A 21,336-nucleotide genomic window follows, 5' to 3' on the forward strand; every position below is an offset into this window, starting at 1 on the left:
GTGGCCAGCGCGACGTACACGGCGCGCGCCATCGTGCTGCGCAAGACGAAGCTGGGGGAGAGCGACCTCATCGTCACCCTGCTCGCCGAGGACGGCTCGCAGCTGCGAGCCGTGGCCAAGGGCGCGCGCAAGCCGTCGAGCTCGTTCGCCGCACGCCTCGAGCTGTACTCGGTCGTCGACGTGCTGTGCTCGAAGGGCCGCAGCCTCGACCTGGTGAAGGAGGCGCGCATCGCGGCCTCGCACGAGCGCTTGCGCCGCGACTTGGAGCACGCCGCCTGCGCCGCCCCCATGGCCGAGCTTCTCGACCGCGTGACGCAGGCGGGTTTGGAGAGCCCGCGCCTCTTCGCGCTCACCGCCGCGGCGCTCGACTGGCTCGACGGGGCGGAAACCGCGCAGGCGCCCGCCTTCTGCGCGGCGCACCTGTTGAAGGCCCTGGCGTTCTCCGGGCTGCGCCCGAGCCTGGAGGCATGCGTGGGGTGCGGCGCGGACGTCGCGGATTCCCCGCCGGGCGGGTCGACGTTCGTGTCCTTCCGCGAAGGGGGCGTCGTATGCCCCGCTTGCCGCCCTTCGATGGAGGTCGTGGCCGTGCCCGCAGGCACCGTCGGATGGTGCCGGGTTCTCATGGGCTCGACGTTCGCCGAGATCGAGGCCCTGAACGTCGAGCCGTCCGCATCGTTTTCGGTGCTGCGCTTCTGCCAGCAATGGGTGCGCGAGCACGTGGGCTCGAAGCTGAAATCGCTCGACTTCCTGTTCACCTCGGGCCTGTTCTAGGCGGCCCGCCCGTCGCAACGAGCCGATGCCGACCGTTCGGTTGTGCGATAATGAAAGCTCGCGAAAAGGAGAAGGAACCATGCACACCTACACCCCGCGCGGCGTGTGCTCGCGCGCCATCAACATCGAGCTGGACGGCGATCGCGTGTCGCGCATCGAGTTCGTCGGCGGCTGCGACGGCAACCTCAAGGCCGTGTCGAAGCTCGTGCAGGGCATGACGGTCGACGAGATCGCCGCTCAGCTGGAGGGCAACACCTGCGGCCGCCGCTCCACGTCGTGCGCCGACCAGCTCGTCCGCGGCTTGCGCGCGGCTCAGGCGGCCGAGTAAGCCCACAGGTTGCGGCATTGGCCGAGCACCGTGTCGAAGTCCCAGGCTTCGGCCGTGCGCTCGGGGCTGTTCGGGTCGCGTATCGTCAACTGCCCGCGTTCGTTCACGCCGGTGAGCACGATGAAGTGCCCCGTGGTGGTGAAGTCGCCCGGGCCCACGCTGCATATCACGGGCCGTCCCGCCACGACCGCCTGGCGCACGGAAGCCTCGTCGGCCGGTATCTCCTCGGCGATCAAGCCCAGTTCAGCGGCCCCCTCGGTCATGAAGGCCCAGGCGGTGCCGTCTGCCGTCGCGCATCCCAATCGCTCGGAAAGGGCCCCTACGTCGGCGGGCGTGAGGTCGCTCCTCCCGGTGAGCGCCACGTACGCCATGGTCAGGCACGTGGGGCCGCATCCGCTCTCGCCGAAGGCGTCGCCCGCGTAGCTCGCCTGCGCCCAAGCGGGGTCGCGCTGGTACAGCGCGGGCACCTCGCCGGCCCGCCAGGCGCTCCGGGGCGTGCTTTGGGGCGCGGTCGAAGACGTCGAGCCGGCCGCGCCGCCGTGTCCAAGCGCGGTGAGCGCCCCGACCGCGTACCAGCCCGCTGCGGCTATCGCCAAAACCAGGGCCGCCGCCAACGTCGCGCGGGCGAACAGGGCTCGCCGCCGCCGCGATGCGGAGGGGACCGGAGCGCGATACGAGGTTCGGGAATAAGTGCGCGCGCCGGCGCTCCCCGTGCGCGGCATCGGCGCGGTCGCGGACATGCGCGCGGCGCGTGCCGCCGTCCTGCTACGCGGCGTTCCGAACGAGTTCGTGTACGTCATAGCGCTTCCTTTCTTCTTCGACGGCGGGGAGCTCCCATCGTTCGACACCCTGTAGGGGCGCTCTCCAGAGCGCCCGTTCCGGCGAAGCCGGAAAAGCAACCGAGGGGCGCATTTCGCGCTCCGCGCGAGCGGGCGCTCTGGAGGGCACCCCTACGCGGGCAACCGATCCTCTCGCCTCTTTCACCAGTATCCGCATGTCGGAGCGCCGTGTCTCAGAAGAACCGGCTACGAAACCTTTAAGTTTTCCTTAAAATTACCGCCGTGCGCGGCTTGGGAGCGCGGCAGGCCGATACAATGGCCGCAAGGATACGAGGACGAAGGGACGGGCCGTGGCGGATGCTAAGACCATAGCGGTGTGCGACGACGAGGCGGCCATCGCCGATCTTGTGGCGCAGCTGCTCGTGGGAAGCGGTTTCGAGGTGCGCGCGTTCTATGCGGCCGCCGACCTGCTGGCGGCGACCGAGCGCGAGACGTTCGACCTCGTCGTCTTGGACATCATGATGCCGGGCATGGACGGGTTCGCCTGCTGCCGGGAGCTGCGGCGCACGAGCTCGGTGCCCATCATCTTCCTCACCGCCAAAGACGAGGAGATCGACAAGGTCGTGGGCTTCGAGCTGGGGGCCGACGACTACGTGGTCAAGCCGTTCAAGCCGCGCGAGCTCTTGGCTCGCGTGCGCGCCCGTCTGCGCCGCAGCTCGGTTCCGCTCGACGAGGCGCGAGCCGGGTCGGGGCTGCTCGAAGCGCGCGACGTCGCGGTCGACGAATCGGCCTACGCGGCCACGCTCCACGGCGAGCCGCTCGCGCTCACGCCCAAGGAGTTCGCCATCCTCACCTGCCTGCTGCGCGCGGAGGGCCGACCGGTGGCGTCGCGCGATTTGTTCGAGTCGGTGTGGGGGGAAGAGGCCAACGCGCAGAGCAACAACACCGTCATGGTGCACATCAGGCACCTGCGCAAGAAGCTGGCCGCCATCGACTCCTCGCAGGAGTTCATAGAGACGGTGTGGGGCGTGGGCTACAAGCTGGGCTAAGTCACGACAGCGTTGCCGCTCGTAGGGGCGATCTCCTGATCGCCCGATCACGCAAAGCGCGATAACGCGGGCTGCGACTGCTTTTCCGGCTTCGCCGGAACGGGCGATCAGGAGATCGCCCCTACAGGACCGCCTACGCGGTATCGGCGATGCGAGGAGGATACAATGGACGCGACCGGGTTCGACCTGGCGAAACAGGACCAGACAAGGCGGCTCTCGAACGCCGTGCTGCGGCGCACGCTCGTGAACGTGGTGGTGTTCGCGGTGGTGTACCTCGTGCTGTTCTTCGGCTTCATGCTCACGCTGGGCTCGCCGCTCTCGAACTTCGTGTACAACCTCGTGGGGCAGAGCTACTGGGCCCACACGACCATCGCCAACCTGTTTTTGCTGTGCGTGGCCGTGGGCTTCGTGGTGGGCATCGTGCTCGTGGTGCGCTCCGGCATCAACCGGGCGCTGCGCTACTTCGACCTGCTGCTCGACTCCGTGACCGACGTGCTGGCCAAGCGCGAGGGACCCGTCATGCTGCCGAGCGAGCTCGCCCCCACGGCCCTGTTCCTGAACAACATCAAGGCCGAAGGCGAGCAGAACGAGCGCGCGGCGAAGGCCGCCGAGGAGCGCAAGAACGAGCTCGTGGTGTACCTGGCGCACGACATCAAGACGCCCCTTACGTCCATCATCGGCTACCTCACGCTCATGGACGAGTCGCCCGATCTGCCGGTGGACGTGCGGGCGCGCTACACCGGCATCACGCTGGCCAAGGCGTACCGGCTGGAGGAGCTGCTCGACGAGTTCTTCGAGATCACGCGCTACAACCTGCAAACCATCCCCATCGAGCGCTCGCGCTTCGACGGCGCGCTGTTCGTGAACCAGGTGATAGAGGAGTTCTATCCGCTGGCCGAAGGGCGCTCGCTCGCCCTCGTCTACGATGGGCCGGAGGAGCTGCCCGTGTTCGCCGACGCGGGGCGCGTGGCCCGCGTGCTGAACAACGTGCTGAAGAACGCCGTGGCCTACGCCGACGCGGGCACCGAGGTGCGCGTGCGCACGGGTTTGGTGTGCGCCCCGGACGGCTTCGTGTGGTGGGAGCTCACCGTGAGCGATCGGGGCCGGGAGCTTTCGCCCGAGCACCTCGAGCGCATCTTCGAGAAGTTCTTCCGCGCCGACGCCGCGCGCGGCTCCGACGAGGGCGGCGCGGGTCTCGGCCTGGCCATCGCCCGGGAGATCGCCCGCGCCCACGGCGGCGACATCTACGCGCGCAGCGACGCCGGGCTCACCTCGTTCACCGTGTGGATCCCGCAGGGCCCGAGCATTCCGCCCGCGAACTCGGAGACCGAGCGCGCCGGCGGCCCGGTCGCGTAACGTCCGCGAAACACCTCCGCGCTATCCTGGGGAAATCCCCGTTCGCACGTGAAAGGAAACCCGCATGATCGAACTCGAGCCCTATGGGCCCGCCCTCCACGGCGCGCTCTTCTCGTTCCTTGCGAACTGCCTGCCCGAATCGGGCCGATCCTTCGACCCGGCGGGCCGCCACGCGCATCTGCTGGACGTCGAGGCGAGCTACGAAGCCTTCTGGTGCCTCGTGGAAGACGGCGAGGTCGTCGGCTGCGTGGGCGTGCGCCCGCTTTCCGAGGACGCGTGCGAGCTCAAAACGCTGTTCGTGTACGAGCGGCTTCAAGGTCGCGGCCTGGGCCGCCGTTTGGCCGAGCGCGCCATCGACCATGCGCGCGAGCGAGGATGCCGCGCCATCCGGCTCGACACCATCTCGACGTCCGCCAACGCCATCGGCCTCTACCGCCGTCTGGGCTTTCGGGACATCGAGCGCTACGACGACAACCCGCTGGCCGACGTCTTCATGGAGCTGGACCTCGCGTAACACACCCTGTCATCCTGAGCGGAGGCCGTAGGCCGGAGTCGAAGGATCCCGTGCGGTGTCAACCGGAGGTCTTTCAGCTATCGCCGCATGGGATCCTTCGACTCCGCAGACTGCGTCTGCTCCGCTCAGGATGACAGGGCGCGTTTCGTTCGACCAGGACGGCAAAGGGCGCATCCGCGCGCGGTCGGGCCGCCCGCAATGTGGGCAACCTGTGGGCGCTTCCGACCCGCCTTGCCCGCAGGCGCGCGTTCGCCTACAATAGGCCAGCTGCGAAAACGCAGGCACTTCCCGCTTGGTCCGCATGTTTCACCGCATGTTCACCCAGAGGGGAGCGCAACGAAGGCGCATCCGCCCGGGCAGGGCGGCGGCGCACGCGAAGGCGGCGCGCGAGGGCCGCTCAGAAAGGTGGAGAACCATGGCAGACAAGCTCAGCATCACCAAGGAGCGCACGGCGGAGCTCATCAAGGAGTTCGGCAAGGGCGAGGGCGACTCCGGCAGCCCCGAGGTGCAGATCGCCATCCTCACGGAGCGCATCCGCAACCTCACCGAGCACCTGAAGGTGCACAAGAAGGACAAGCACACGCAGCGCGGCCTCATGATGCTCATCGGCAAGCGCCGCGGCCTTCTGAAGTACGTCAAGGGCCGCGACATCGAGGAATACCGCGCCCTCATCAAGAAGCTCGGTATCCGCGACAACATCTAGCAACGAAAGCCCGCCTCCGCGGGCTTTTTCGCATAGGCGTCGCATCCCGTTCGGACAACGGGATTGAAAACGTAGAGGCGGTCGGAAGCGCAAGGGCGCTTCTGCTCGCGGCCCCCGCAAGGAGCGGACGGTGCCGAAGAAGCTTGGCCGCACTAGGGCGGTCAAGGTGAAGAGAAAGAATGTGCATATGGAAAAAATCGTCGAATCCTTCGAGCTGTACGGCAAAGAGTACCGCTTGGAGACGGGCGAACTGGCCAAGCAGGCGACCGGTTCCGTGGTCGTCACGCAGGGCGACACCACCGTGCTGGTCACGGCGGTCATCGGGCAGGAGAAGGACTACGACTTCTTCCCCCTCACGGTCGACTTCATCGAGAAGATGTACGCCGTCGGCCGCATCCCCGGCGGCTACCTCAAGCGCGAGGCGCGTCCTTCCGACAAGGGCACGCTCACGGCGCGCATGGTCGACCGCCCCATCCGTCCCGGCTTCGTGGACGGCTTCAAGCGCGAGGTGCACGTCGTGTGCACGACGCTCGTGGTTGACAGCGTGAACCCGCCCGACACCATCTGCGTCATGGGCGCCAGCGCCGCCCTCATGCTGGGCGCCGCACCGTTCGACGGCCCGGCCGCCTGCGTGCGCATCGGGCGCGACGTGGAGACGGGCGAGTTCATCGTGAACCCCACGTTCGAGGAGTCCGAGCACTCCGACCTCGAGCTCACCATCGCCGGCACGGCCGACTACATCTCCATGGTGGAGGCCGGGGCCGACGAGATCTCCGAGGAGGACATGCTCGCCGCCATGGCGTTCGGCCAGGAGGCCATCGCCGCGTTCTGCGAGGTGCAGCAGCGCTTCCTCGACCGCGCGAACATCCAGCCCGTCGAGTGGCCCGTCCATGTGGCCGACCCGGCCATCGCCGAGCGCATCGCGCCGTTCGAGGGCGAGATGTCCGCCGCCCTGCACGACGCCGACAAGCTCTCCCGCATGGCCAAGGTCGAGGAGCTCAAGGAGCGCGTCAAGGCCGAGCAGTTCTCCGACGAGGAGCGCGCGGCCTGGAAGGGCGACATCGCCGCCGAGCTCAAGAAGCTCGAGAAGAAGGCCATGCGCGCCATGGTCATCGCCACCGGCGAGCGCGCCGACGGCCGCACGCCCGAGGAGATCCGCCCGCTGTACATCAAGCCGGGCTATCTGCCCCGCGTGCACGGCTCGGGCCTGTTCCAGCGCGGCCAGACCCAGGTGCTCTCCGTGGTGACGCTCGGCATGCTCAACGAGTGGCAGCGCCTCGACACCATCGACCCCGCCGAGGGCAAGCGCTACATGCACCAGTACAACTTCCCGCCGTACTGCACGGGCGAGGCGGGCCGCATGGGCGCGCCGAAGCGCCGCGAGATCGGCCACGGCGCCCTTGCCGAGCGCGCGCTCATTCCCGTGCTGCCCGACGAGGACGAGTTCCCCTACGCCATCCGCGTGGTGTCCGAGGTGCTCGAGTCCAACGGCTCGTCGTCCATGGCCTCCACCTGCGGCTCGACGCTGGCTCTCATGGACGCCGGCGTGCCCATCAAGGCGCCCGTGTCGGGCATCGCCATGGGCCTCATCAAGGAGGGCGACGACGTGGTCATCCTCTCCGACATCCAAGGCATCGAGGACTTCCTGGGCGACATGGACTTCAAGGTGTGCGGCACCGAGAAGGGCATCACCGCCCTGCAGATGGACAACAAGGCGCGCGGCCTGTCCGTCGACATCCTCGCCCGCGCGCTGGCGCAGGCGAGCGAGGGCCGCGCCCACATCCTGTCCGCCATGCTGAAGGAGATCGAGGCGCCGCGCGAGGAGCTTTCGCAGTTCGCGCCCCGCATCGAGACCATCCACATCCCCGTCGACAAGATCCGCGACGTCATCGGAAGCGGCGGCAAGGTCGTCCGCGGCATCCAGGAGGAGACGGGCGCCCAGATCAACATCGAGGAGGACGGCACCATCCACATCGCCGCCATCGAGGGCCCGGCCGGCGAGGCCGCCAAGGCCATGATCCTGGGCATCGTGAAGGAGCCCGAGGTGGGCGAGACGTTCGACGGCGAGGTCGTGGGCATCAAGGACTTCGGCGCCTTCGTCAAGCTGACGCCCGGCAAGGACGGCCTTTTGCACATCAGCCGCGTGGCCAACGGCCGCGTGGGCTCCGTGGAGGACGTGCTCACCTTGGGCGATGTCATCAAGGTCGAGGTGCTCGAGGTGGATCCGAAGACGGGCAAGATCTCGCTCGACCGCTTGGACAAGCCGGACGCCCCCGAGGGATCGGCCCCCAGCCGCGAGCGCAGCGACCGCCCGCGCCGCGACGACCACGGCGACAAGGACAACCGCCCCGGCCGCAGCAACCGCAACGGCAACGGCAACGGCGGCAACGGCCGCACGCCGCGCCGTCGCCACGAGGGCTAGGAAACACCACCGGAAGGGCCGCGCAAGCGGCCCTTCGCTTTTGGGGTGCGGAAACCCCTGTCGGGCGGGCTGCCGCACTCCGACCTTCGATGCCGTCGGGGCAACAATGCGCGGGACGCTCGGCGTTGCGTGGTACGATAAGGAAGAAATCGCGAAGCGAAAGGCTGAAACATGATAAAAGTCGCTGTATCGGGATGCGCGGGGCGCATGGGGGCCACGGTGGTGGAGGCCGTCGGCGCGGCCGACGACATGGAAGTCGTCTGCGGCATCGACCCGCACGGGCAGACGGGCGCGTTCCCCGTGTTCGCGAGCGTGGCCGAGGCCCTCGACGGCGCGGACTTCGATGTGCTCGTGGACTTCACGCAGCCCTCCGTCGTGGCCGGCAACCTGCGCGCGGCGCTGCCCGCGGGCGTCGATTGCGTCGTGGGCACGACGGGCCTGTCCAACGAGACGCTCGAGGAGCTGGCCTCGCTCGCTCCGGAGGGCACGTGCCTGTTCTACGCGCCGAACTTCACGACGGGCGCCGTGCTCATGATGGAGTTCGCGAAGGCGGCCGCCCCGTACTTCCCGGAAGCCGAGGTCATCGAGTTCCACCACTGCAACAAGAAGGACGCCCCGTCCGGCACGGCGGTGCGCACGGCCGAGATCGTGTCCGAGGCGCGCGGAGGCCGCGCGAGCGAGGCTCCCGGCCGCGAGACCGAGATCGAGGGGGCCGAGGGCGCGCGCGGCGCGCTCGTGGCGGGCGTGCCGGTGCATTCGGTGCGCTCGATGGGCTACGTTGCCAGCCAGGAGGTCGTGTTCGGCTCGCTCGGACAGACGCTCTCCATCCGCCACGACTCGTGGGACCGCGAGTCCTACATGCCGGGCGTGCTGCTGGGCATCCGCAGCGCAGGGGAGCGATCGGGCCTGATTGTAGGTTTGGAGAACTTCATGGCGTGAGCGCGCCGGCAGGACGCGTCCATGGCATAATAAACGTTTGTACGTAAGGGCAAGGTTCGGCGGTGCGCGTTTCCACCGCCGCGCAGTTAGGTGAGGAGTCAGCATGTCGCAGCCCCGTTTCGGCCGTATGATCCCGGCCATGGTCACCCCGTTCGACGAGAACCGCGAGCTCGACCTCGACAAGGTCCAGGCGCTTGCCGTGCGCCTCGTGGACGGCGGCAGCGATTCCCTCATCATCAACGGCACGACGGGGGAGAGCCCGACCGTGTTCTACCCGCAGAAGATCGACCTGTTCCGCGCCGTGGTGGAGGCCGTGGGCGACCGCGTTCCCGTCATAGCGAACGTGGGCGACAACTGCACGGCCGACACGGTGAGCTTCGCGCGCGAGGTGGCCGAGCTCGGCGTGGACGGCTTCATGTGCGTGGTGCCGTACTACAACAAGCCCCCGCAAGAGGGCATCTACCAGCACTTCCGCACCATCGCCAGCGCGGTGGAGCTGCCCATCATCCTGTACAACATCCCGGGCCGCTGCGTGGTGAACATGGAGGCCGAGACCACGCTGCGCTTGGCCCGCGATTGCGCCAACGTCGTGGCCGTCAAGGAGGCGTCGGGCAAGATGGACCAGATCAAGGCCATCATCGACGCCGCCCCCGAGGGCTTCGCCGTGTACTCGGGCGACGACGCCGTCACGTTCGACATCATGAAGCTGGGGGGCACCGGCGTCATCTCAACCATCGGCAACGTGGCGCCTGCCCGCATGAAGGAGATCGTGGACCTGTGCGCGGCCGGCGATTGGGAAGCGGCCGCGGCCGCGAACGAGGCGCTCATGCCGCTCATGAAGGGCCTGTTCGAGACGTCGAACCCCATCCTCGTGAAGGAGGCGCTCAAGCTTTTGGGCTTCCCGGTGGGAGGCGTGCGCCTGCCGCTCGTGGACGCCACGCCCGAGCAGTCCGAGCGCTTGGCCGCCATCATGAGGGAAGTCGGCGTGCTGGACGCGTGAGGCGCGTCCGAACTGACAACGAAAGGTTGCGCCGCCTTCGGGCGGTGCTGCGATAGACAACCGCGACGATCGGACGCGCCTCTTCATGGTGCGTCCTTGCATGCCGCGCTCCGCGACGCGGGGTAGGCGGCGGGCGGGGCGAAGCCGGGATTCCCGGCTCTTCGCCTATGCGCGCCCGATCGCGCAAGACCGGAAAGACAAGGAATTTATGGAACAACAGAACAACCAGCGCTCCGAGCGGCGCGCCCAGGAGCAGTCCCGCGGCGGCAACGCCCGCAACGGAGGCAAGGGCGCCGCGCGCTCGGGCGACGAGAAGAAGACCCGCTCGTACAAGCACGTGCAGATCGAGCACCACCGGCCCCAGCTCACGAAGGCGGGCCAGAGCGGCCAGCAGAAGCAGGGCGGCCAGCAGAACGCGCGCCGCAACTTCAACTCGCCCAAGAAGGATCCGAACGCCACGCTCAAGATCATCCCGCTGGGCGGCCTGGACGCCATCGGCAAGAACATGACCGTGTTCGAGTGCAAGGGCGACATGATCCTGGACGACGCGGGCCTCATGTTCCCCGACGACGACCATCCGGGCATCGACCTCATCCTGCCCGACTACACCTACGTGCTGGAGAACGCCGACAAGCTGCGCGGCATCGTCATCACGCACGGCCACGAGGACCACACGGGCACGCTGCCCTACCTCATGAAGGACCTCGACCGGAGCGTGCCCATCTACGGCACGAAGATGACGCTCGGCCTCATCGAGGGCAAGTTCGCCGAGCACAAGATCAAGAACGCCAAGCTCATCGAGATCAAGCCGGGCGACCAGATGAAGCTCGGCTGCTTCACCGCCGAGTTCTTCGCCGTGAACCACTCCATCCCGGGCGCGGTGGGCGTGTTCTTCCAGAGCCCGGCCGGAAACGTGCTGCACACGGGCGACTTCAAGCTCGACCAAACGCCCATCGACGGCGTGACCACCGATTTCGGCGCGCTCTCCAAGTTCTCCAAGACGGGCGTGGACCTTATGATGAGCGACTCCACGAACGCCCAGAACCCCAACTTCACGCCCTCCGAGGCCGAGGTGGGCAAGGAGCTGCGCAAGATCATCTCGCAGGCGAAGGGCCGCGTCATCATCGCGTCGTTCGCGAGCCACATCCACCGCATGCAGCAGATCTGCGACGCCGCGCGCGACAACGGGCGCAAGGTCGTGGTCACGGGCCGCTCGATGATCCAGAACACCGACATCGCGCGCCGCTTGGGCTACCTGAACATCCCCGACGAGGACATCGTCGACGCCTACGACTTGAAGGGCATCCCGCCCGAGCAGGTGGTCATCATGTGCACGGGCAGCCAGGGCGAGCCGCTCTCGGCGCTGGCCCGCATCGCCAACGGCGAGCACAAGACCATCGATCTGGAGCAGGGCGACACCGTCATCATCTCGGCCACGCCGGTTCCCGGCAACGAGAAGGCCGTCACGCGCGTCATCAACTCGCTGGCGAAGATCGGCGCGGACGTCTACGACAAGAAGCGCGCCATGGTGCACGTGTCCGGCCACGCCGGCGCCGAGGAGCTGAAGCTCGTGCTGTCCATCGTGCAGCCCAACGCCTTCATGCCGGTGCACGGCGAGGCGACGCACCTGCGCGCCCACGCCAAGCTCGCCGAGGCGACGGGCGTGCCGGCGGAGAACGTGTTCATCTGCGAGAACGGCGAGAGCCTGGAGCTGTCGAGCAAGGGCGTGAAGCGCGGCGAGACCGTGCAGAGCGGCATCGTGTTCGTGGACGGGCTGTCGGTGGGCGACACGTCGCAGGACGTGCTCGACGAGCGCAACGCGCTGGGGTCCCAGGGCTTCGCCTCGGTGGCGGCCGCCATCTCGTCGAAGCGCAAGGACGTGGTCGGCGAGGTGCAGGTGGAGATGCACGGCATCACGGGCGGCGACGACGACTACCTTGTGCGCGACGCCCGCAACACCGTGAAGAACGCCCTCAAGCGCCAGCTGGGCAAGGGCGGGGGCCAGAAGGAGCTCAAGAAGGCCGCGCGCGACGCGCTGCTCTCGCTTCTGTGGGAGCGCACGAAGCAGCGCCCCATGGTCATCGTGAACTTGCTGGAGGTTTAGGCTATAATGGCCGCATGCGCCTGCGCGCATGCGGCTCTCCGGTCGCGCAACCGAACCAGAAACGCACTCTAAACGCAGCAAAAGGAGCTGGGCCGTGGCCCGACAGTCAGCACCCGCATCGAACAAGTCGAAGCCGTCCTCCGGCGCCAAGCCGAAGGGCAAGGCGGCGTCCCCCGCCGAGAAGAGCGCCCGCAAGGGCGGCGGCAAAGCCGCGCCCGCTCCCGCCGCCGAAGAGGGCCGCATCATCGACGACCGCGCGCGCCGCGACATCACCGGCGTGGCGTTCGCCGTGGCGGCCGTGGTGCTGTTCGTGGCGGCCGTCATGCCCACGAACGCCGTGGTCACGTCGTTCGTGTCGACGGCGCTGCACCTCACGCTGGGCCTGGGCGCCTACCTGCTGCCGTTCTTCCTGCTCGTCATCGGCGCGAGCTTCCTCGTCCGCTTCGACCGCGAGCGCGTGCCCGCGCGCGTGGCCGTGGGCCTCGTCATGATATTGGTGGCGGTGCTCGTGCTGCTGGCCCTGTTCACCCCGCTCGCCCCCGGCGAGACGGGCGCGCCCGCGGCCCTGTTCGACCCCGCGCAGCTCTCCGCGCGCGGCGGTTACGTGGGCGCCGGCGTCGCCTGGGTCGGCTTCACGCTGTTCGGCCAGGTCATTTCCTGTATCGTCATGTTCGGCGTCGTGGCGGCCGGGCTCGTGATCATAGGGTTCTCGCTCTCCAAGCTCATCGAGCGCGTGCAGGACAAGCGCGCCGAGGCGGCCTCCGACGACGGGGTGCTGGGAGCGCCGGCCTACGCCCGCGTGCAGCGCGCCGAGGGGGCGGCGGGCTTCGTGCCGCTCACGGCCGGCGAGGGCGCGGCCGCCACGAGCCTGCTGCCGCGCGCGAAGAAGGGGAAAGCCAAGGCGGAGGAAGGGGCCAAGAGCAAGCCCCGCCGCGCTTCGGCGTCCCTCGAAACGCAGGTCATCGGAGGACGGCGCGCGCCCTTCGACGCCCCAGACGCCGTCGAGCAGCCCCTGACGCGCAAGCTCGGCCGCGCGCGCGCCGAGGCCGATGCCGGAAAGAAGGCCCCGGCCGCCGCGAAGGCGTCGTCGTCCGCCTCGACGCCGCTCGCCACGCCGCGCCCCGAGGACGGCTTCCAGCTACCCCCCTTCGACATCCTGGCCACGAGCACGTCGGCCAAGAAGGACAAGGCCACCGACGCCGAGCTCTCCGAGACGGCGGAGTGCCTGCAGGAGACGCTGGAGAGCTTCACCATCATGGCCGAGGTCGTGGGCTGGGTGGCCGGCCCCACGGTGACGCTGTTCAAGGTGGACCTGCCCGCCGGCGTGCGCGTGAGCCGCATCACGGCGCTCGAGCAGGACATCGCGCTCGCGCTCGCCGCGCCCGGCGTGCGCATCTTCGCGCCCATCCCCGGCACGAACTACGTCGGCATCGAGGTGCCGAACCGCACGCGCCAGACCGTGCTTCTGGGCGACGTGCTGAAAGACGCGCCGGCCGGGCCCTTGCAGGTGGCCATCGGCAAGGACGTGGAGGGCCGCTCCATCGTGTCTGACCTGGCGAAGATGCCCCACCTGCTCATCGGCGGCACCACGGGCTCCGGCAAGTCGGTGTCGGTGAACGCCATGATCATGTCCATCCTCATGCGCGCCACGCCGGCCGAGGTGCGCTTCATCATGATCGACCCCAAGCGCGTGGAGTTCACGCCGTACAACGGCATCCCGCACCTGTACGTGCCCGTGGTCACCGAGGCCCGCGAGGCCGCGAGCGCGCTGTCGTGGGGCGTGGCCGAGATGGAGCGGCGCCTGAAGGTGTTCTCCAAGGTGGGCGCGCGCAACATCGGGCAGTACAACGCCAAGGTGCAGGCCGAGCAGGCTGCCATCAAGAAGGCGGAGGACGCCGGCAAGGAGCCCCCCGCCTCGGAGCTCGGCGACGAGCTGCCCTACATCGTCATCATCATCGACGAGCTGGCCGACCTCATGATGAACGTGGGCAAGGAGGTGGAGTTCTCCATCAGCCGCATCGCGCAGCTGGCGCGCGCGGCCGGCATCCACCTCATCGTGGCCACGCAGCGCCCGTCCACGAACGTGGTCACGGGCCTCATCAAGGCGAACATCACGAACCGCATCGCGTTCAACGTGGCCAGCGGCATCGACAGCCGCGTGGTGCTCGACACGCCGGGCGCCGAGCGCCTCATCGGCCTGGGCGACTTGCTGCTCTCGAAGCCGGAGCTGGCCAAGCCCCAGCGCATCCAGGGCTGCTACGTGTCCGAGGACGAGATCAACGCCGTGGTGGACATGCTGAAGGAGCAGGGCGAGCCGGAGTACCATTCCGAGATCCTGCAGACGAACCTCATCACGCTGGGGGCATCGCAACCCGACGGCAGCGGCGGCTCGTGCACGTCGGACGACCCGCTCATTTGGGAAGCCGCCGAGATCGTGGTCTCGAGCGGTTTGGGATCGACGTCGAACATCCAGCGGCGCTTGAAAGTTGGCTATTCTCGCGCCGGGCGTATAATGGACATGCTCGAGGAAAAGGGAGTCGTGGGGCCGCCGAACGGCAGCAAGCCCCGCGAGGTCCTGGTCGACGCCATGGAGCTGGAAACGCTGAAGGCGTTCGAGGCGCAGGACTCAAGCGAGGAGTGACGACGTGGCACAGGTGACATTCGGAACGGTTTTGCAGGAGGCCCGCGAGCGAAAGGGCATGGACCTGTCCGCGGCTGCGCGTCGTCTGCGCATCAGGCCCGACATCCTGCGCGCCATCGAGGCCGACGATTTCGCGCGCATGCCCCCGCGCGGCTACACGCGCAACATGGTGAACGCCTACGCGCGGCTTCTGGGGCTCAACCCCACCGAGATCACGCGCATGTACCTGGACGAGGCCTACGCCTACCAGGTGGGGCGCGCGCGCTCGGACGTGCGGCCGTCGGGCTTCGACATGGGCGGCGCGTCGCGCACGAAGCGCAGCCCCCGCGCGTCCCAGATCGAGGAGCCCGAGGAGCGTCCAGCGCGCCAGAACGCGTTCGGCCGCACGCTCTACGACGATCGGACGTCCTACAGCCGCTCGGATTACGGGCAGCAGCAGCGGGGCGGGGCGGTCGGCGGGCGTTTGTACTCCGAGGGGCGCACGCACACGAGCCGCCACACGGCGCTGCCGAACGGCCAGTACACGAACTTCTACGCGGGGCCCAAGGCCCCGAGCGGCGTGCAGTCGAAGCTGCCGTTCGTCATAGCCGGGGCGGTCATCCTGGTGCTGCTGATCATCGTACTCGTGTTCGCGTTCGGCAACAAGGGCGGCGGAGGCGACGACGTGCCCGCCGTGCCGGTGACGGGCATCAACGACACCACGCAGGGCGAGGAGGGGCAAGAGACGCAGGAGCCGACGCCCGCCCCGGTGGAGACGGCGCCAACGAGCGCCAAGGTCGTGTACGAGGTTGCCTCGGGGCAATCGGCCTACATGGACGTCTACACCGATGACGAGATCACCTCCGGCGGTACCGTCGACGGGCCTTCGAAGCAGGAGGTCGAGGTCACGACCACGTGGAAGCTCGTCACGTCGAATCCCGACGCCGTCACCGTCACCGTGAACGGCACGAAGCTCGAACCGGAGGTCGACGAGAGTATCGGCGTCTACACCTACTCGGTGGACTTCCCGGCCATCCTCGAGCAGTGGAAGGCCGACCATCCAACCGCTGCGACGACGGGCACCACGGGATCCGCCGGCACGGAAACGGGAACCGGAACCTCGACGGGCGCGTAGGCTCCCGCCGCATGCGCTTCGACCGAACCGCCCGCTGGCCAAGCGGGCGGTTCTCGTTTCCACGCCGTTTCCCTTCGCCCCCTGTGGAACTCGCCTGCAATCGCGCGGCGTGCGCCGAGAAATAAGGTATGCTGGTCGGAAACGGAAAACGAGGCGGCCCGCGCGTGCGGCGGGCCGGTGAGGAAAGGATCCATCCATGGCGAAAGAGTCCAGTTTCGACGTCGTGTCCACCGTGGACATGCAGGAGGTCGACAACGCGTTCCAGCAGGCGAAGAAGGAGCTTGCCCAGCGCTACGACCTGAAGGATTCCGGCGCGGAGATCACGCTCGACAAGGCGAACAAGGCCATCACGGTGGCCGCTCCGGCCGACTTCGTGGCCAAGCAGGTCATCGACGTCATCGCCACGAAGCTCGTGAAGCGCGGCATCGATTTGGGCGCTGTGAAGTGGGGCGACCCGCAGGCGGCCGCCGGCCAGAGCGTGCGGCAGACGGCGAGCATCGTCGAGGGCATCGACAAGGACACCGCCGGCAAGATCAACAAGGACATCAAAGCCACGAAACTCAAGGTGAAGGTGCAGATAGAGGGCGACAAGCTGCGCGTTTCGAGCGCCTCGCGCGACACGCTGCAGGAGGTCATCGCCTTCCTGAAGGGCAAAGACTACGGCCAGCCGCTCCAGTACGTCAACTACCGCTAGGCTCCGCGATGGACGGGAAGGGGAGCCGACAGGCCGAAGGGCGGAAGTCCGTGGCGTTCGTCACGTTGGGCTGCGCCAAGAACGAGGTCGACACGGAGCATATGCGCGAGCGCGTCGCAGATGCGGGCTACGCGCTCGCGGACGATCCCGCCGACGCCGACGCGATCGTTGTCAACACCTGCTCGTTCATCCAGGCGGCCACCGAGGAGAGCCTCGAGGCCGTTTTCGAGGCGGCCGACCTGCCGAACGTCGCCAGCGGGTGCGCGGCGCTCGTCGTGGCCGGATGCATGCCGGCGCGTTACGGCGCCGACCTCGAAGCCGAGCTCGTGGAGGCGGGCGCCTTCGTGCCGTGCTCGCGCGAGGACGACATAGCGCTCGTACTGGCCGAAACGATAGGGAAGGCGGATGGCGAGGGCGCGGCCCCCTGCGCCGCTTCGAGCGCGGGGAAGCAAGGGGAAACGACGGGCGGCGAGGCGGGCGCTACCCCTGTCATCCTGAGCATGCGACAGTCCAGTGGACTGTCGCACTCCCGAGCACGCGAAGCGAGCGCAGGGAGGCGTCGCGAAGCGACGAGCGGCGAAGCCGCCGCAGTCGAAGGATCTTCCGCACCGCACGGCCCCGTGTCGGCCTACGTGAAGATATCGGACGGCTGCGACCGCTTCTGCTCGTACTGCACGATCCCCTTCATCCGCGGCCGCTACCGCAGCTTCCCGCTCGACGACGTGCGGGCCGAGGTGCGCAAGCAGGTGGATCGCGGCGTGCGCGAGATCGTGCTCATCGCCCAGGACACCGGGCGCTGGGGCGCCGACTTCCCCGAGCCCTCCACGCTCGCCGCGCTCGTGTCGACGCTGGCCGAAGAGCATCCGAGCACGTGGTTCCGCCTCATGTACATCCAGCCGGAAGGCCTGACCGACGAGCTGCTAGAGGCCGTGGCCTCGCACGCCAACGTGTGCGACTACTTCGACATCCCGCTGCAGCACGTGGACGCCGACATCCTGCGGGCCATGAACCGTACGGGGTCGCGTGCGGACTTCGAGGCGCTTGCGGCCCGCGTGCGCCGCCGCATGCCCGACGCCGCGCTGCGCACGACGCTCATCGCGGGCTTTCCCGGCGAGACCGACGAGCAGTTCGAGGAGCTGTGCTCCTTCGTGGAAGACGCCGACTTCGACTACATCGGGGTGTTCCCCTACTCCCGCGAGGAGGGCACGCGCGCCCATGACCTGCCGAACCAGGTGGACGAGGACGAGAAGGCAGATCGCGCGCAGCGCCTGCGCGATTTGGCCGACGCCGTGTGCGCTCCGCGCATCGCCGCGCGCATAGGGCGCGAGCTCGACGTGCTCGTGGAGGGCCGCGAGGAAGACGGGCAGCTGTTCGGCCGCGCCATGTGCCAGGCGCCCGAGGTGGACGGCGTCACGTACCTCGAGGCCGGCGAGGTGGGGGATATCGTGCGCGTGAGGGTGGAGGACACGCTGCTCTACGAGATGGAAGGTGCGTGACGGGTTCCATGGCTCCAAGCGACCAGAAGAAACCGATGTCGACCGACAAGCTGTGGACGCCCGCGAACGTCGTCACGCTCGTGCGCATCTGCCTCGTGCCCGTGTTCGTGGTGGCGCTGCTGAGCCCTTGGCCGCAGTGGCTGGGGCTGCCGCAGGTGGCCGACGACGCGAAGAGCCTCATCGCGGCCGGCATTTTCATCCTCATATCGTGCACCGACTGGCTCGACGGCTACCTGGCGCGCAGCAGGGGGGAGGTCACCGACTTCGGGAAGTTCATGGACCCGCTGGCGGACAAGATCCTCGTGTGCGCCGCGCTCTTGGCGCTCATCGAGTTGGGTGCGCTTCCCAGCTGGGTCGTGCTCGTCATCTTGGCTCGCGAGTTCATCGTGTCGGGGGTGCGCATGGTGGCCGCCACCGAAGGCGTGGTCATCGCCGCCAGCTGGTACGGCAAGTTCAAGACCGTGTTCCAAATGGTCGCCATCGTGCTGTTCTGCGTCAAGGAATCCTACATGGTGGGAAGCTTGAACGCGGCGTTCTCGGACGGGTTGTGGCTGTTGAGCTGGGGCGTGATGCTCGTCGCGCTCGTGCTCACCGTCGTGTCCATGCTCGACTACATAGCGAAGGCGCGCCACCTGATCGGCTTCGGGCCGAAGGCGCGCCGCTCGCGCGCCGCCGACGGCGACAACGATTCGTCCGCACGCGAGATCACGGCGGAGGAGATCGCGGCCATCGAGCCGGCGGCTTTAGGGACGCTGGCGGGCGAGGTGCTCGACGCGGCGCGTCGTGCGGGCGCGGCCGTCGGCACGGCCGAGAGCCTCACGGGCGGGTTGATAGCGGCGGCCCTCACCGCCGTGCCGGGCAGCTCCGACGCGGTGCGCGGCGGCGTGGTGAGCTACGTGGACGACGTGAAGCGCGAGGTTCTGGGCGTGCCCCGCGAAACCCTCGAGCGCCACGGCGCGGTGAGCGCCGAGACGGCGCGCGCCATGGCCGAAGGCGCGCGCCGCGACCTCGGGGTGGACGTGGCCGTGTCCGTCACCGGCATCGCCGGTCCGGGCGGAGCCGAACCGGGCAAGCCGGTGGGCACGGTGTGGATCGGGCTGGCGAGCGAGGGGTTCGCGGACGCGCGGCTGCACGAGTTCCCGGGCGACCGCACGCAGGTGCGCCTGCAAACGGTGCGCGCGGCGTTGAGGCGCCTCAAAGAGGCCTTAGAGGACGTCGAGGCGTAGGGTCGCGCTCGGAGGGCGCTTTCCGTTGGATCCGCGTTGGGAATCCGCTGGATGCCCGTTGGGAACCCGTCCAAAAGCAGACGGCGGATCCGTTGGATGCGTGCAAGGTTTCGCCGGTTTTCCTACGGTTCGATTACGGTCGGCGTGCAAGGTCGCGGCGCTATGCTTTTCACGCGGCAAAATGGGCGTCGATACTTGACAGACAAACATTTGTACGCATAATAAGGGAATGACGAAAAGCCGCTACGCCGGGGGAAGAAGGACCATGAACGACGAAAAAGCGAAGATGCTCAAACTCACGACCGATCAGATCGAGTCGAAGTTCGGGCAGGGATCCATCATGAAGCTCGGCGAGGACGGCAAGGAGCTCAACATCGGCGTGATCCCCACGGGCGCGCTGCCGCTCGATGCGGCGCTCGGCATCGGAGGCGTTCCCCGCGGGCGCATCGTGGAGGTGTACGGGCCCGAGTCGAGCGGCAAGACGACGCTCGCGCTGCAGATACTCGCGGAGGCGCAGGCCATGGGCGGCATCGTGGCGTTCATCGACGCCGAGCACGCGCTCGACCCGGTGTACGCGGCACGCCTCGGGGTGGACATCGACGAGGTGCTCATCTCCCAGCCCGACACCGGCGAGCAGGCCCTCGAGATCTGCGACATGCTCGTGAGGAGCGGCGCCATCGACTGCATCGTCATCGACTCGGTGGCCGCCCTCGTTCCCCGCGCCGAGATCGAAGGCGAGATCGGCGACACCACGGTCGGCCTGCAGGCGCGCCTTATGTCGCAGGCGCTGCGCAAGCTGGCGGGATCGTTGTCGAAGTCGAACACCACGTGCATCTTCATCAACCAGCTGCGCGAGAAGATCGGCGTCATGTTCGGCAACCCGGAGACCACCACGGGCGGCCGCGCGCTCAAGTTCTTCTCCAGCGTGCGCATCGACATCCGCCGCATCGACTCCATCAAGAAAGACGGCGAGATCGTGGGCAACCGCGTGCGCGCCAAAGTCGTGAAGAACAAGGTCGCGCCCCCGTTCAAGCAGGCGGAGTTCGACCTCATGTACGGCGAGGGCATCTCGCGCGAGGGATGCATCGTCGACATGGCCGTGGAGGCCGGCGTGGCCAAGAAGAGCGGCGCCTGGTACACCTACGGGGAAGAGCGCCTGGGGCAAGGCCGCGAGGCGGCGAAGCAGACGCTCAAGGAGAACCCCGACCTGCGCGAGGAGATCGAGCTGAAGGTGCGGGAGGCGTTCGAGATCCCCGTCATCACCCGCTCGGCCGACGAAGCCGATGCCATGACGCCCGTGGCGAAGCCCACCAAGAAGAAATAGCATGGCCGACGCCTCCGAGGTGAAGGCGCGCCTGCGCGCCCAGATCGCCGCCATCGAGTCGGGTCGCAGCGCCTTCGCCGAAGAGCCGCGAGAAGCCGCAGGCTGCTCGGATCCGAGCGAGGAGCCTCGCTCGGTCGATCCCGTCGCCGTCGCCGCGGCTCGGCTCGAGGAGCTCGCCGAGCGCAAGGGCTCGGTCCCGGCGGGTGCGACCGCGTTGGACGGCGTTTTCGAAGCTGCGAGATCGCGGCAACACGCCGCGGCGCCGGATCCCGTCGAAGGCGGGGGAGGGCCCGGCGAAAGCGAGCGCGCCTTCCGCAAGATCGAGCGGCTCGCGCTCGCGCGCGAGCAGGCGTCGGCATCCTTGCGGGAGCGCCTCGCGCGCGACGGCTTCTCGGAGAGCGCCGCATCCGCGGCCGTCGATCGCGCGCTCGCCTGCGGGCTCGTGGACGACGCGCGCTACGCCGAGGTGCTCGTGCGCAGCCGCGTGTCCCAGGGCCGGGGCGCCCAGGGCATCGCGGCCGAGCTCGACGGCTTGGGAATCGACATAGCCGTCGTGCCGGGGTGGCCCGACGAGTTTCCCGTCGACCACGACAGCGAGGTCGACCGCGCGCTCGCGCTGCTCGAGCGGAAGCCCCCGCGCGCGAAGAACAAGCGCGACGCCGCCTACCGCCGCCTCGCGCAGAAGGGCTTCGGCGCCTCCGTGTCGTCCACAGCCGCGCGCCTATGGGCCGAAGCGCACGCGGACGAGCCTTTCTAACCGCCTGCCGCAAGCGCCCAATCCTTTTGGCGTTACCCCATAACGCGTTTCGTCCGACTCCGTGCATCCCTTATGCTTGACAGTATTTGGAAAACCTTATATTATTACCCTTACCCTAT

At 68.3% G+C, this 21,336-nt stretch carries 18 protein-coding genes; 17 read left to right on the forward strand and 1 reads right to left on the reverse strand.

The features are described from left to right. Complete coding sequence (gene recO, locus HCH03_RS12605) at positions 1–771, forward strand: DNA repair protein RecO (protein WP_221689783.1); 771 nt, start codon at positions 1–3, stop codon at positions 769–771. A 79-nt stretch (positions 772–850) separates the two neighbouring features. Further along, positions 851–1,099 carry a TIGR03905 family TSCPD domain-containing protein gene (locus HCH03_RS12610; protein WP_114601178.1) on the forward strand — a complete coding sequence of 83 codons (249 nt, stop codon included), beginning with the start codon at positions 851–853 and terminating at the stop codon, positions 1,097–1,099. Here HCH03_RS12610 and HCH03_RS12615 read toward each other — a convergent pair. Beyond that, entirely contained in the window at positions 1,084–1,899 is an 816-nt protein-coding gene (locus tag HCH03_RS12615; RefSeq protein WP_246600015.1) for a C39 family peptidase, read from the reverse strand. The genes HCH03_RS12610 and HCH03_RS12615 overlap by 16 nt on opposite strands. Positions 1,900–2,228: 329 nt before the next feature. Here HCH03_RS12615 and HCH03_RS16850 point away from each other — a divergent pair, with 329 nt between their 5' ends. From HCH03_RS16850 to HCH03_RS12690, 15 genes are all read left to right on the forward strand, one after another. Beyond that, positions 2,229–2,927, forward strand: a complete 699-nt coding sequence (locus HCH03_RS16850; RefSeq protein WP_080143089.1) for a response regulator transcription factor — start codon at positions 2,229–2,231, stop codon at positions 2,925–2,927. Between the two features lie 165 nt (positions 2,928–3,092). After that, positions 3,093–4,283 (forward strand): sensor histidine kinase, encoded by a 1,191-nt coding sequence (locus tag HCH03_RS12625; RefSeq protein WP_221689784.1) that lies wholly within the window; start codon positions 3,093–3,095, stop codon positions 4,281–4,283. A 64-nt stretch (positions 4,284–4,347) separates the two neighbouring features. Continuing rightward, the gene (locus HCH03_RS12630) at positions 4,348–4,797 is read left to right on the forward strand and encodes a GNAT family N-acetyltransferase (RefSeq protein WP_221689785.1); all 450 of its coding nucleotides are present in this window, start codon (positions 4,348–4,350) and stop codon (positions 4,795–4,797) included. Positions 4,798–5,212: 415 nt separating this feature from the next. Beyond that, positions 5,213–5,500 (forward strand): 30S ribosomal protein S15, encoded by a 288-nt coding sequence (rpsO, locus tag HCH03_RS12635; protein ID WP_080143086.1) that lies wholly within the window; start codon positions 5,213–5,215, stop codon positions 5,498–5,500. 187 nt (positions 5,501–5,687) lie between these two features. Next, positions 5,688–7,922 carry a polyribonucleotide nucleotidyltransferase gene (gene pnp, locus HCH03_RS12640; RefSeq protein WP_221689786.1) on the forward strand — a complete coding sequence of 745 codons (2,235 nt, stop codon included), beginning with the start codon at positions 5,688–5,690 and terminating at the stop codon, positions 7,920–7,922. A gap of 171 nt (positions 7,923–8,093) precedes the next feature. Then, positions 8,094–8,861, forward strand: coding sequence for a 4-hydroxy-tetrahydrodipicolinate reductase (dapB, locus tag HCH03_RS12645; RefSeq protein ID WP_185906193.1), 768 nt, complete (start codon positions 8,094–8,096; stop codon positions 8,859–8,861). A 103-nt stretch (positions 8,862–8,964) separates the two neighbouring features. Next, positions 8,965–9,861 (forward strand): 4-hydroxy-tetrahydrodipicolinate synthase, encoded by an 897-nt coding sequence (dapA, locus tag HCH03_RS12650; protein WP_185906192.1) that lies wholly within the window; start codon positions 8,965–8,967, stop codon positions 9,859–9,861. Positions 9,862–10,069: 208 nt separating this feature from the next. Next, the gene (locus HCH03_RS12655) at positions 10,070–11,965 is read left to right on the forward strand and encodes a ribonuclease J (protein WP_221689787.1); all 1,896 of its coding nucleotides are present in this window, start codon (positions 10,070–10,072) and stop codon (positions 11,963–11,965) included. 94 nt (positions 11,966–12,059) lie between these two features. After that, positions 12,060–14,606, forward strand: coding sequence for an FtsK/SpoIIIE family DNA translocase (locus tag HCH03_RS12660; RefSeq protein ID WP_221689788.1), 2,547 nt, complete (start codon positions 12,060–12,062; stop codon positions 14,604–14,606). 4 nt (positions 14,607–14,610) lie between these two features. Next, positions 14,611–15,720, forward strand: coding sequence for a helix-turn-helix domain-containing protein (locus tag HCH03_RS12665; protein WP_368042454.1), 1,110 nt, complete (start codon positions 14,611–14,613; stop codon positions 15,718–15,720). 196 nt (positions 15,721–15,916) lie between these two features. Further along, complete coding sequence (locus HCH03_RS12670) at positions 15,917–16,414, forward strand: YajQ family cyclic di-GMP-binding protein (RefSeq protein ID WP_080143080.1); 498 nt, start codon at positions 15,917–15,919, stop codon at positions 16,412–16,414. Between the two features lie 101 nt (positions 16,415–16,515). After that, on the forward strand, positions 16,516–17,910 hold the full coding sequence (gene rimO, locus HCH03_RS12675; protein WP_438821630.1) for a 30S ribosomal protein S12 methylthiotransferase RimO: 1,395 nt from the start codon (positions 16,516–16,518) through the stop codon (positions 17,908–17,910). Further along, positions 17,907–19,136 carry a CDP-diacylglycerol--glycerol-3-phosphate 3-phosphatidyltransferase gene (gene pgsA, locus HCH03_RS12680; protein ID WP_438821628.1) on the forward strand — a complete coding sequence of 410 codons (1,230 nt, stop codon included), beginning with the start codon at positions 17,907–17,909 and terminating at the stop codon, positions 19,134–19,136. The genes rimO and pgsA overlap by 4 nt, the downstream gene beginning before the upstream one ends. Before the next feature lie 265 nt (positions 19,137–19,401). Continuing rightward, complete coding sequence (recA, locus tag HCH03_RS12685; RefSeq protein WP_080143078.1) at positions 19,402–20,460, forward strand: recombinase RecA; 1,059 nt, start codon at positions 19,402–19,404, stop codon at positions 20,458–20,460. Between the two features lies 1 nt (position 20,461). Then, positions 20,462–21,217 (forward strand): regulatory protein RecX, encoded by a 756-nt coding sequence (locus tag HCH03_RS12690; protein WP_221689790.1) that lies wholly within the window; start codon positions 20,462–20,464, stop codon positions 21,215–21,217. The last annotated feature ends 119 nt before the right edge of the window (positions 21,218–21,336 follow it).

It is taken from the genome of Gordonibacter massiliensis (ex Traore et al. 2017) (assembly GCF_019731765.1).
Classification (GTDB): Bacteria; Actinomycetota; Coriobacteriia; order Coriobacteriales; family Eggerthellaceae; genus Gordonibacter; species Gordonibacter massiliensis.

Coding starts and splice junctions, on each gene's coding strand:
- HCH03_RS12670 (WP_080143080.1), top strand. CDS start 15,917: ATGGCGAAAGAGTCCAGTTTCGACGTCGTGTCCACCGTGGACATGCAG.
- HCH03_RS12630 (WP_221689785.1), top strand. CDS start 4,348: ATGATCGAACTCGAGCCCTATGGGCCCGCCCTCCACGGCGCGCTCTTC.
- pnp (WP_221689786.1), top strand. CDS start 5,688: ATGGAAAAAATCGTCGAATCCTTCGAGCTGTACGGCAAAGAGTACCGC.
- rpsO (WP_080143086.1), top strand. CDS start 5,213: ATGGCAGACAAGCTCAGCATCACCAAGGAGCGCACGGCGGAGCTCATC.
- recA (WP_080143078.1), top strand. CDS start 19,402: ATGAACGACGAAAAAGCGAAGATGCTCAAACTCACGACCGATCAGATC.
- dapB (WP_185906193.1), top strand. CDS start 8,094: ATGATAAAAGTCGCTGTATCGGGATGCGCGGGGCGCATGGGGGCCACG.
- HCH03_RS12625 (WP_221689784.1), top strand. CDS start 3,093: ATGGACGCGACCGGGTTCGACCTGGCGAAACAGGACCAGACAAGGCGG.
- HCH03_RS12615 (WP_246600015.1), bottom strand. CDS start 1,899: ATGACGTACACGAACTCGTTCGGAACGCCGCGTAGCAGGACGGCGGCA.
- HCH03_RS12610 (WP_114601178.1), top strand. CDS start 851: ATGCACACCTACACCCCGCGCGGCGTGTGCTCGCGCGCCATCAACATC.
- rimO (WP_438821630.1), top strand. CDS start 16,516: ATGCGCGAGCGCGTCGCAGATGCGGGCTACGCGCTCGCGGACGATCCC.
- HCH03_RS12655 (WP_221689787.1), top strand. CDS start 10,070: ATGGAACAACAGAACAACCAGCGCTCCGAGCGGCGCGCCCAGGAGCAG.
- HCH03_RS12690 (WP_221689790.1), top strand. CDS start 20,462: ATGGCCGACGCCTCCGAGGTGAAGGCGCGCCTGCGCGCCCAGATCGCC.
- dapA (WP_185906192.1), top strand. CDS start 8,965: ATGTCGCAGCCCCGTTTCGGCCGTATGATCCCGGCCATGGTCACCCCG.